A 10883-nucleotide genomic window follows, 5' to 3' on the forward strand; every position below is an offset into this window, starting at 1 on the left:
CGGGCGTTCAGGCGGTTCCAAGCGGGCCTTTTTCCACGCCAGATGACGTGCCAAAAGAAGTTCCTTGACCCTCCAGCGCGGCGTCCACGTCCGGATTTCAGGGTCATTTACTCTTCGTTTGGTATGCTCGGCACCAACTCTGTCAGCTATATCCGCATGTCTGCACTGAAGGTGAGTACACTGAAACCTGTCTCCACGGCGGTTGGCCGGATGGGGAAACCAGCAGTTCGGACAAGTTTGCGAGCTATAAGCGGAATTGGTGTCCTCTCGACGAAAACCTTTCGCCGACGCCACAAAATCAAGCCGGTCGTTGAGCAGCGAACGACTCAGGAGCATCACCCGGCGCGAAAGCGCTTTGCTCGGTGTCGGGGTGCGAAAATCGAGTTTCTCCACGCCCAAAATTTTCATCTGTCGGACGGCCACCAGGCTGTAAATCGCCGTGTTGATGATTCTGGCCGCCGTTTGACGTTGTTTTCGCGTCATCTCCCGTTGTTTTTTTGTTCCAAGGTTGAATTTCCGAATCCGGTTGGCTTTCTCCCGGTCTCCGGTGGTCCAGGCCGCCTTTCTCACCGCGTGAAGCTTGTTTCGGCGTTGCCCTTTGGTTCTGAGCTGTTCCGACGTTTTTTCCAAAAATGAACCCAGTTCCGTTCCATACCGGTTTCCCTGCTCATCGGTGAACACTTCCGTGATACCAATGTCCACCCCGGCAGTTTCCGTTTCGACGCCAGTCAATTCTGGCAGCACACCTTCGAGCGGGTGCGTTTGATGGACCTCAACCCGGTCGCTCCCGGCCTCGACCACCACTCGCAGCGTGCCTTTGATTTCGGCATTTCCACGCGACTCCCAGTGGGCTGACATCGTACATATCGGCATCCACCACCATTGAACGCGCCATTCGGACCTGCGGCAACCGGCCCCGGCACTTCCTCGCCTGCCTCCGCAAATAATTCCTCACTTTGCGTTTCCCGGCTTCAGTCACCTCGATGCGTGGGTTTTCCGGCGCTCGCGCTTTGATCAAGGCGTGGATTCGCCGTTCATCCATCAGCAACCACAACGCATACTGCCGCTCCGCTTCGCTCCATTCGGTTTTGCTTCTTACTTTGCGGCGTAACTTCTCGCCCAGCGCCGCCCAATATTTCACCACTGTTTCCCGCGCTTCTTTAAACGCCGCTTTCCACATCCGTCCCTGCACTCCAGACCGACTCCGGTAGCCTTCCTTCACCAGCCGATCCCGCCGCTCCCGTTCCGACCGGTCTTGCGCAAAGTTGTTTCCCGCCGTGTAGTAGGACAAATGATTCTGTTTCTCTCTGGCATACGCCCGCACGATATTCCGCAACCGCTTCCGCTTCCCCTGGTTGATTGCTCTTGAATATCGTTTCACCGTTCGTCTCATTCGGCTGCCTCCGGCCTTCCACCCTCAACCGTCTCGACTATCTTTTTGACTTCTTTTCCGTAGCGTCGTAATCCGTACACCCGTGGCGAGAAATTCTCGATGATCTTCATCAAATCCTTTGTCACTTCTTCCTGCGGCGACAAACTCTCGTGACCCATCACCACCAGTTTCGTTCCGTGCGCCTCACAAAACCGCTCAAACCAGCTCCAGCCAAACCTCACCAGCCGATCTTGATGTGCCAGAATGATTTCCCCGATTTCCTCCGCTTCCACCTGCTCCATCAACCGGACAAATCCCTTCCGATCATAATTCAACCCCGATCCGATGTCCTCCACCCACTCATCTATTACCTGTCCCGTCCCCAGATTCCACGCTTCCACCGCTCGCTTTTGCGCTTCCAAATCCTTCCGCTGGCCCGAACCCGAGACCCGGCAATAGGCCACTCGTTTTCGTTTGGAGGCCAGTGCGTCCACTGGATTCCCCGCCGCCGCCATGTATTCAAGATATTGCTCGTGCGTGTAAAATCGCTTCCCCGTCGGCGTCCGGTGGGCTTTTAATATCCCTTTCCGATCCCAACTCTGTAACGTAATCACTGCCCGTCCGATTAAGGCGCCAAATTCGCGTGGTTTATATATATTCATACATAACTTTATATAGCAACAAAATATAAAACTCAAGAACTATTCTAACTCTCCTGACCAATTTCATCACATTGTCGAGCGGTATTTTGCTTCCGAGTATCGTTCCCGTGGGCGGGTTATTGCCCGTAAACTAGTTCAATTTAAAGCAGTTCGGAGTTCAGACAAAGGTTTTCCATTTGGGCGGGAATTCCGAACCTTCATCTGTCACGGTGAAATTGTAGCCTGCGGATATTACTGGGATGGGCACGACCCGTTGATGCACCTGTCTCCTGCCGAAGCAGCACAGGTCGCCAATCTGGCGTTGGAAGCCGCCACCCGGCTCAACGTCCCGTTCGTTGCGGTTGATGTCGGTCAACTGGTCAATGACGAATGGATTGTGATCGAAGCCAACGACGCTCAATTTGCCGGAACCACCAGCCAGATCAACCGGCTGGCGTTGTGGAATTCACTTCTGGATATCGTCAGTCGTCAGTAGTCAGTCGTCAGTAGTTCACTCAGTTTATTTGATCTCCGTTGCGGAAGGTCAGCTTTCGCCCGGATGGGCGCTGGAAGCGTTTGGTGGCAAGAGTTTGGCGAAAATTCTGAAGTTCTTGGGGGTTTTGATCCAGCGCCCATCCGGGCGCGAACCATTCGCGGCCTGCGTCCGGTGGGTGCGCCTCAAAGCAGGCTTCCCACCGGCTACTCTCCGGCGCCCTCCGGGCGGGGGTTGTCAAGCTCAAGTGACCTTTCCGCAAGGGAGATCAAATAAACTGAGCGAACTACTAACGACTGACTACTGACTACAAACTGGTATCACACATTCCACCCAGGAATGCGTGTTCCGCATTCGGGGCAGTATTTCGAAGCCCGTTCCAGTTGATGATTGCAGCCGGGACAAGCTCGGCGTTGTTGCAACGGTTGTCCGCACTCTGAGCAAAACCGGGTGCCGGTCGTCGGTGCGTTGCAATGCGGACAGGTTGCGGGAATGGCATTTTGAACATCATCTGGTGTTGCCAAAACAACGCCCCACCGTCCCTGACGAAACAACTGGCTTTGCGCCCCTTGAGCACGAGCAGCGGCGCGTTCTTCTTCAAAAGCCGGGGCGCAATCTTTGCAGATGCCATATTGCGCATTCCAGCACACTTCCGGACACACCCATCGTCCACACCGCTGACATTGATGGAAATACTGCTGGGCTTCCTGGACTGCAATCTCAAAAGCGCGGTCATGCTCGGTACCACGAAATGTATTCTGCAAATAATCCACACTGTTTGCCGCCTGATGAAAAATCCCTCCGAACAAACTCCCCGCCGCCCGCAACAACCCTTCCGCCGTGCCGCCCATTGAATTTTGAAACCGGGTGAGGTGCCCGTTATGACACTTGTCACAATAAAATTTGAACTGAAACCCGTTGCTGTTCGAAAGATCACTGTGGTTTGACGTGAAGCGGATCATGAAAAATCTCCCTGCTTAAATAGATGTCCGTGATGAAGCTGGTTTGATGAATCTCTCAACTGTAGCAAAAATCTCCGGCTGAAAAAAATCCAACAACTCAACTCTCCGGCTGAAATTTCAGATTCTCAGCCAGAATCCTTTTTGAAAAAACTGCTTGACCATTTACTACACTTGTCGTAGATTCTCCGGTGTTCGTAGTAAGATCATTTTCAAATCATTTTATCTGATGGGTGACAAGGCTTATGAAGTCAGTACCACTCGCGTAAACGGGTGGGTTTAGATCGTTCCCACCCACCCGCTCACGCAGGTGGTACTGACTGGCACTTGCGGTTTGGAATAGACCCTCAGCCCAATTTCTTCAGCCCCAAGCCCTTAGCCCCACCATTGGAGGTTCGCCCGTGAAAGCTCAAAAACACGTCAAGCTCTCAAAGCTTGAACTCGAAATTATGGATGTCATGTGGGATCTGGAGCGTGCTTCGGTACGCGAACTCCAGGAAGCGCTGCCGGAACATAAACGCCCCGCGTACACCACTGTCCAAACCATCGTCAACCGACTGGAAGAAAAAGGCGCCGTGATACGCACCAAAAAAATTGGAAATGCCTTCATCTTTGAACCGGCAATTTCACGTAAGGCGGCGCACCGACGATTGTTTGATGATGTTTTGGAAATGCTGGGCGGTTCGGTCCAACCACTGATGGCGCATCTGGTCGAAACCGGCAAGCTCACGCTCGAAGACGTCCGCAAACTTGAATCAACCCTGACCAAACTTGAATCCAATCCCAGTTCAGAATCCTCACACACCCCAAAGGAGTAACCAGATATGACCTTTCTGGAGTGGCTGAATACCGTTTCGCAAACTGCCTGGCCAGCAGTCGTCAATCACCTCTGGCAAACGCTTCTCTTTATTGGGCTGGCCTGGGGCGTGGTGAAAGTACTGAAAAATGGCCCAGCCCGGTTGCGATTTTTCGTCTGGTCGCTGGCAGCGGTCAAACTGGCAGTGCCGGCAATATTGGGAGCCCTGCTGCTGCAACAGGTTGGGATTCAGTCGCCAGAACTGCTCACGCCGGTGGCCCAAATCGTCAAAACCTCAACGGTTACGGTGAGTTCAACCCCTGAAGTCATCATTGACGAATTGATTGTCATTCAAGGACATCGTTCGGCTTTTCAGTGGCTGAATTTCCCACTCGTTTGCACCTGTGTCTGGTTTGGCGGCATGGTCTTTCTACTCGGTCGGTGGTTGATGAAGCGCGCTTCATTTCTGAAGGTGTTGCGGCAGGCAGCGGTCTGCACTGGCGAACGGGAACTCAAATCCCTCGAAGCCGCCAAAGCCCGGCTTGGTTTTGAAAAGGACGTGCGACTGGTGCTCTCCCGCCATATTCCCGAACCTGGCGTCTGGGGCGTACTGAATCCAGTTGTGATTTTGCCGGATACGCTCTCACAACATCTTTCCGATCAAGAACTTGAACACGTGCTCATGCACGAACTGACCCATATCACCCGCTATGACAATCTGATCGCGAATGTGAACATGGTGCTGTGCTGTGTGTTCTGGTTCTTCCCCGTGGGCTGGTGGATTTCAAAAGCCATGCTCCACGAACGCGAACAGGCGTGCGACGAACGTGTCCTCGAAGTCAGTACCAGCACCAACTCGTATGCGGCTGGCATTCTGAAAGTTTTTCAATTTGGCCTTCAATGGCGTGAACTGGCCGGGGTGTCATATGCCACCGGCTCTGACCTGCACAGGAGAATCGAAAATATTATGGAAAATCCGATCCGTCCGTTGAGTTCCGTTTGGTCACGTGTCGCGCTGGGCACGCTGGTCGCTGGTTTTGGGTTGATCCTGGTTGGGACTGAAACCTGGGGCAACTCACTCGTCATTCAAACTCAAAAAGCACCCAAAGCTGGGGGGCGAATGACCCCTCCACCGGCCCCACCCGTGCCACCCGTGCCACCGGCACCACCAGCCTCAACCGATGCACCTCCGGCACCGCCTGAAACCCCAGAAGCTCCCGAAGCTCCTGAACCACCGCCGATGCCGGATGACGAAACGCTGCCAGCCCTGGCACCAACTCCAGAAGCTCCCTCAACCCCGGCCCCAGCTCCAGTAACGGCGCCACGTCCAGGAACGCCGCCTGCTGCCCAGGCCCCGACCCCGCCGCCAGCTCCAGCAGCTCCGCCTGCCCCGGCTCCGAAAGCAATCAAAACTGTCCAGCCAGTGTATCCGCCACTGGCCAAAGCCGCCTGGGTACAGGGGAATGTCACGGTCGAAACCACTGTTTCAGAAACGGGTGATGTCATAAATGCCAGAGTGATCAGTGGTCATGCACTTCTGCAACAGGCAACACTTACCGCCGCTCGTCAATGGAAATTCGAACCGGCGGTCTATAATGGCAACCCGGTCAAAAGCACTGGGATACTCACTTTTCGATTTACATTGCCGGCAAAAGAAGATGATCAGGAAGAGGGGGGTGCCGTAGTTCGCCGCTCCGAAGGTGTCATCCGTGGAAATGCCATCAACCGCGCGGTGCCGGAATTCCCAGAACAAGCCAAAATTGATGGGATTGAAGGCGATGTCACGCTGAGCATTAAAATCAACGAAGACGGTCAGGTGTACTCAGTTGAAGTACTTTCAGGACCAAAAGTCTTCTGGGACGCCTGCCTCAAAGCCGCCAGCCAGTGGAAATTCAACCCCATCGTAGTTGAAGGCCAGCCAGTGAAAGTGATGGGTCAGTTGACGTTCCGGTTTAAGCTCTAAGGGACTGTAAAAGATTAACTGTCTGTTTTCATTTGGGAGCGCGGGCATCTTGCCCGCATCTTCCGACTTATGGCGGGCGGGACGCCCGCGCTCCCAGGAAATTTCCCCCTCAGCCTCCAGCCCGATACCCTCAGCCCTCAATAAGTTTTACACCCTAAGGACAATGATCAATGAGCGCTCAGTTAGCGATCCGCTGGTTTTTTGTATTCAGCGTGCTGAATCTCACGGTTTGTACGGGGCCTCCGCGTCAGAATGTCACCCCGCCGCCGGTGGTCCCACTCATTCAACGTGGTGCCATCGGTGATTTAGAAAAATCCGCTGGTGCCATCAGTCCTGATGGGCGATGGCTTGCCTATGTAGCGGCCCAGGATGGCGTCCCAAATATTTTTCTTGCCCCTCGCGCTACGCCAGATCAGGCGAAACCAATCACCAATGACCGCCATCGCGGGATCCGCACATTTCTTTTTGCCTGCGACAATCGCCATTTGCTGTATACCCAGGATGTGGACGGCGATGAAAACGACCGGGTGTTTGCCATAGACCTTGAATCTGGCCAGGGACGTGCCCTCACGCCCAAAGGGGCCCGGGCTGAAATAGATAACATCAGTGCCCAGGTGCCGGGTTCGATTTTGGTCAATCTCAATGACCGTGATCCTGGCCATTTCGACCCGGTGCGCATTGATCTTTCCAGTGGGGCCATGGTGCGACTGTTTGAAAACACACAGTTTACTGGCTTTGTCAGCGATGAGAACTTTGTGCTCCGTGTGGCAAGTCAACTGACTGACGCTGGTGGAAAACGCTGGTTTTTGCGTCAGGGCGATACCTGGCAACCGTGGGACGAGGTTTCGCCAGAAGATGTGATTACAACTTCGCTCGGTGGCTTTGCGGCTGACAATTCGACGCTCTACATGGTTGATTCACGTGGACGCAATACAGCGGCGGTGTTTGCCGTCAATCTGAATGACAATACCCGCACGCTCCTGGACGAAGATTCACGTGTTGATTTGGAACTGGGGTTGGTTGATCCAGTCAGCGGACGCCTGCAGGCAATTGCCCACCACTACCTGCAGAGTGAATGGAAGGTGCTTGATGATTCAATTGCCGCAGATTTCAAAACCCTGGGGAAGCTGGCCGATCAGGAGATGTTTTCGGTTGATTCGCGCACGCTGGATGGTCGCACCTGGGTGGTGCGGGTCAAATCAGCTCAAGCATCGGAAAAGACCTACCTTTATGACCGAACCAACCGACGTGCGTCATTATGGTTTGACGGGCAGCCTGGGTTGAAATCGCTTCCGTTGCAGCCTCTGCATACGGCGGAGATTGTCAGCCGTGATAGGTTGACGATGCCAGGCTATTACATCCTTCCGCCTGGAACCGATGCTGACGGCAATGGGATCCCGGTATCTCCGCTGCCAATGGTACTGTGGGTTCACGGTGGTCCCTGGGATCGGGAAGCATATGGATTCAAGGCGATTCATCAGGTGTATGCCAACCGTGGATATGCTGTGTTGTCGGTGAACTATCGGGGCTCGACAGGGTTTGGCAAGGCGTTTGTCAATGCCGGCAATCTCGAATGGGGTGGCAAGATGCAAACCGACTTGCTTGATGCGAAAGCCTGGGCGGTTGCAAAAGGCATTGCCCGTGCGGATCGGGTGGCGATTGTGGGTGGCAGTTATGGCGGATATGCCGTGCTGGCGGCCATGACGATGACTCCAGGCGAATTTGCCTGTGGAATTTCGGTGGCGGGCCCCTCTAGCCTGCTGACGTTGCTGGAAACGATTCCGCCGTATTGGGGACCAACCCGGACGCTCTACACAACTCGCGTTGGCAATCCTGAGACAGAAACCGGGCGGCACTTGCTGGCACAACGTTCGCCGTTACATCACGTCCAGCAGATTCAAGGCCCGTTGTTGATCGGGCAAGGGGCAAACGATCCTCGCGTCAAGCAAAGTGAAGCTGAACAAATTGTTCGGGCGATGCAAGAGAGGCATATTCCGGTGACCTATGTCCTGTTTCCAGACGAAGGCCACGGTTTTGTGCGCACGGAAAATGATACTGCGTTTTCTGCCGTCACAGAGGCTTTTCTTGGTTACTACCTTGGCGGACGCGTTGAGCCGGTCGGCGATGACTTCACCGGCAGCAGCATTACAATCCCAGTCGGCGCTGAACGACTTCCGGAAATTGCACAGGCATTAAAGAAAGCGAAGCGCCAGCCAGTCACTGTAGCTCCTTAATCCACTCCGCCAGGGCCGTTCGGTCTTCGAGAGAAAGACCCGTGACGGCTGGCATCTTTGGTGCTGCGTGAGCCGCCGGGTTTTCAATCAGCCCAATGATATCTTCTTTGGTTCGTGAAATCCCTGCCAGATTAGGCCCAACCGGGCCGCCTCGACCGGTATCTCCGTGACACATCGCACATTTTGCCTTGAAGCTTTCTGGAATCGGCTTTTTCGCGGCTGGTGCAACTGGTGCGCCGCCAATTTCCTTGGGTCTAAACGGCTGCTTTAAAAACTCCTGCCCATCTCGGGCCTGTTTGGCAAATTCTTCGGCATAGGTGGCCCGATCTTCGGATTTGGCCATCAAGGTCAGAATGCCGATAGTCGCCAAAACTGCTGCCGTGCAGCTCATTAAGACCGGGCGTTTCAAGGGGTTGCGTTCTGGACTTCGATCAATAAACGGAAGGAATGTCAGCACGCTGATGAGGGCGCCGGGAATGACCAGCGATCCAACAATGGCCAGTCCTCCCTGAAAATACTTGAGCAATTGAAAGAGCGACAGGAAATACCATTCGGGACGTGCGATATAGGCCGTATTCCCCGGATTGGCTTTCGGCTCAAGCGGTGCCGGTGCCGTCCAGGCCAGCCAGGCAATCACACCAAAAATCACCAGCGCCACAAACGCATCTTTAAAAAGCTGGCCAGGAAAAAAGGTCTCGGTTCGGGCGTTGGCCTGATCTTCGGAAAGATGAAAGGGTCCTGCCGGGCGCGCTTTGCGAAACAGAAACAAATGCAACCCGATGCCGCCAATCGCCAGCGCCGGGAGCAAAAACGCATGCACCATAAAAAAGCGTGACAGCGTCAGCGTCCCAAGCGTCGGCCCGCCCTGGATCACCCGTTTGATGAAATCTCCAAGCAACGGGACTTCACTGGCAATATTGACCGTCACCTGGGTGCCGAAATAGGCTTTCATATCCCACGGGAGCAAATACCCGGTGAGCGAAAAGGCCAGAATAAACTGGAGAAGACCTGCCCCAACCAGCCACACCAGTTCGCGTTTCTTCTTATAAGCTCCCCAAATGATGATCTGCAAAATGTGACACACGACCAGAATCACCATGGCACTGGCCGAGTAGTGGTGGATGCCGCGCAAAAACGCACCGCCGGTCACTTCTTTGCTGATGTATTCGACCGTTCGGTGGGCGTCTTCGGCGCTTGGCACATAGTACATGGTCAAAAACATGCCGGTCAGCAGTTGCAGCAGGAAGACAAACACCAGCGCGCTGCCAAACGTGTAGGCATAACTCGACCCACCCGGAATCGGTTCGTCGAGCGCCTCGCTCATCAAGTGGCGAAAACCGGTCCGTTCATCAATCCAGTCCAGCGCAAAGGTAAGGAGGGGATGGTTCATAAGGATTTGGGGCTGAAGTCAGTAGTTAGTAGTTGATAAGTCAGTAGTCAGTAGTTAGTAGTTGATAAGTCAGTAGTCAGTAGTCAGTAGATAAAACCCGGATCATTGAATCCGTCGAATTCTTGAAAAGAATTGTTCATAACTGACTCAGATAGAATCAAATACACTTAATAGATAATTCAAAAATCCCAACACTTGACTACTGACTACTGACTACTGACTACTGACTACTGACTACACTAATTCTACTTTCTCAGCAATCAAGGCTTTAAAGCGTTTGAAGTCAACTTGAAGCAGGGTGCCGTCGGGGCTTTTGCGCCAGTTGAGTGTATCCAGGCCACGCGCTGAAGCTCCCTGGATTAACTTTCCACTTTTCTCAAAGGAGCTGGCGTGGCACGGGCAGAAAAACTTGGGCGTCTGGCCTTCTGTCTGCCACTGCACTTTACAGCCCAGATGTGGACAGGTGGCGGTCAGCACAGTGAAGGCATCACCCTGTCTGGTCACCCAAATGGCTTCTTCGGTTTGGGAATTGACCCAGCCTTCGCGGGTCACGACCGTGATGGATTTTTGGGTTGGAATTCCGTCTTTGAAGTCATCGAGCGGGCCGACATCAATCCAGTTCCCTTCTTTTCCAGAAGCTGAGGTCTTGAGCGCCTGGGCAACGGCGTATCCATAAATCGTCACGCCCATCACACCAGCAACACCAGCCCCAATCAGGGCAATTGCCAACCCTAAAAAAGTACGGCGCGAGCCATCGACGTCATGCGGAGCGTCTGATTGCGTCATAAGCAGATTTTTTCTAGCCAAGGAATGTATTGAGGTGGGGAGTAGAGTCAGCAGCACTATAGCATTCCAGCAATATCAAATGCTATTTGCTTTAATAACAGACTTCATTTAAGTAGGTGATAAAAAGTCCCTTGACACAAGTCAAAAATCTCTCTCCCAACTCCCGACAGGAAGGGAGATAATTGAGGTGGCAATGTTTCAATTTTTGCTGGTGTGCTCGATAGTATTTCTCCTCGTGGTTTTTCCGGG

General features: G+C 53.6%; 10 protein-coding genes. 4 read left to right on the top strand and 6 right to left on the bottom strand.

The annotated features are described in order from the left end of the window. The 3 genes from HY774_26350 to HY774_26360 all read right to left on the bottom strand — a co-directional run. Positions 1-858, bottom strand: an 858-nt coding sequence (locus HY774_26350; GenBank protein MBI4752024.1) for a transposase, incomplete at its 3' end; no start/stop codon positions are given. Next, complete coding sequence (locus HY774_26355) at positions 773-1393, bottom strand: hypothetical protein (GenBank protein ID MBI4752025.1); 621 nt, start codon at positions 1391-1393, stop codon at positions 773-775. The genes HY774_26350 and HY774_26355, both read right to left, overlap by 86 nt. Then, positions 1390-2034, bottom strand: a complete 645-nt coding sequence (locus HY774_26360) for an IS607 family transposase (GenBank protein MBI4752026.1) — start codon at positions 2032-2034, stop codon at positions 1390-1392. Before HY774_26360 ends, HY774_26355 begins: the two co-directional genes overlap by 4 nt. 25 nt (positions 2035-2059) lie before the next feature. Between HY774_26360 and HY774_26365 the strand changes: the two genes are divergently transcribed. Beyond that, positions 2060-2509, top strand: coding sequence for an ATP-grasp domain-containing protein (locus HY774_26365; GenBank protein ID MBI4752027.1), 450 nt, complete (start codon positions 2060-2062; stop codon positions 2507-2509). Positions 2510-2826: 317 nt separating this feature from the next. On the opposite strand, the gene HY774_26370 is transcribed toward HY774_26365, so the two are convergent. Then, a complete protein-coding gene (locus HY774_26370) occupies positions 2827-3468 on the bottom strand; it encodes a zinc ribbon domain-containing protein (protein ID MBI4752028.1) in 642 nt (213 codons plus the stop codon). Positions 3469-3914: 446 nt separating this feature from the next. Here HY774_26370 and HY774_26375 point away from each other — a divergent pair, with 446 nt between their 5' ends. The 3 genes from HY774_26375 to HY774_26385 all read left to right on the top strand — a co-directional run bounded on the left by HY774_26375 (position 3915) and on the right by HY774_26385 (position 8458). Beyond that, entirely contained in the window at positions 3915-4283 is a 369-nt protein-coding gene (locus tag HY774_26375) for a BlaI/MecI/CopY family transcriptional regulator (protein MBI4752029.1), read from the top strand. Between the two features lie 6 nt (positions 4284-4289). After that, on the top strand, positions 4290-6224 hold the full coding sequence (locus tag HY774_26380; GenBank protein ID MBI4752030.1) for a M56 family metallopeptidase: 1935 nt from the start codon (positions 4290-4292) through the stop codon (positions 6222-6224). Positions 6225-6394: 170 nt separating this feature from the next. Beyond that, positions 6395-8458, top strand: a complete 2064-nt coding sequence (locus HY774_26385; protein ID MBI4752031.1) for a S9 family peptidase — start codon at positions 6395-6397, stop codon at positions 8456-8458. Here HY774_26385 and HY774_26390 read toward each other — a convergent pair. Beyond that, on the bottom strand, positions 8442-9848 hold the full coding sequence (locus HY774_26390; protein MBI4752032.1) for a cytochrome b N-terminal domain-containing protein: 1407 nt from the start codon (positions 9846-9848) through the stop codon (positions 8442-8444). The two genes, HY774_26385 and HY774_26390, sit on opposite strands and share 17 nt — an antisense overlap. Before the next feature lie 234 nt (positions 9849-10082). Continuing rightward, a complete protein-coding gene (locus HY774_26395) occupies positions 10083-10634 on the bottom strand; it encodes a ubiquinol-cytochrome c reductase iron-sulfur subunit (GenBank protein ID MBI4752033.1) in 552 nt (183 codons plus the stop codon). Positions 10635-10883 lie beyond the last annotated feature (249 nt).

This window comes from Acidobacteriota bacterium (genome assembly GCA_016208495.1).
GTDB lineage: Bacteria > Acidobacteriota > Blastocatellia > Chloracidobacteriales > Chloracidobacteriaceae > JACQXX01.

What these genes read in the sequence shown, in the direction of transcription:
- HY774_26380 (MBI4752030.1), top strand. Translation starts at nt 4,290, where the DNA reads ATGACCTTTCTGGAGTGGCTGAATACCGTTTCGCAAACTGCCTGGCCA.
- HY774_26395 (MBI4752033.1), bottom strand. Translation starts at nt 10,634, where the DNA reads ATGACGCAATCAGACGCTCCGCATGACGTCGATGGCTCGCGCCGTACT.
- HY774_26385 (MBI4752031.1), top strand. Translation starts at nt 6,395, where the DNA reads ATGAGCGCTCAGTTAGCGATCCGCTGGTTTTTTGTATTCAGCGTGCTG.
- HY774_26375 (MBI4752029.1), top strand. Translation starts at nt 3,915, where the DNA reads ATGGATGTCATGTGGGATCTGGAGCGTGCTTCGGTACGCGAACTCCAG.
- HY774_26360 (MBI4752026.1), bottom strand. Translation starts at nt 2,034, where the DNA reads ATGAATATATATAAACCACGCGAATTTGGCGCCTTAATCGGACGGGCA.
- HY774_26355 (MBI4752025.1), bottom strand. Translation starts at nt 1,393, where the DNA reads ATGAGACGAACGGTGAAACGATATTCAAGAGCAATCAACCAGGGGAAG.
- HY774_26390 (MBI4752032.1), bottom strand. Translation starts at nt 9,848, where the DNA reads ATGAACCATCCCCTCCTTACCTTTGCGCTGGACTGGATTGATGAACGG.
- HY774_26370 (MBI4752028.1), bottom strand. Translation starts at nt 3,468, where the DNA reads ATGATCCGCTTCACGTCAAACCACAGTGATCTTTCGAACAGCAACGGG.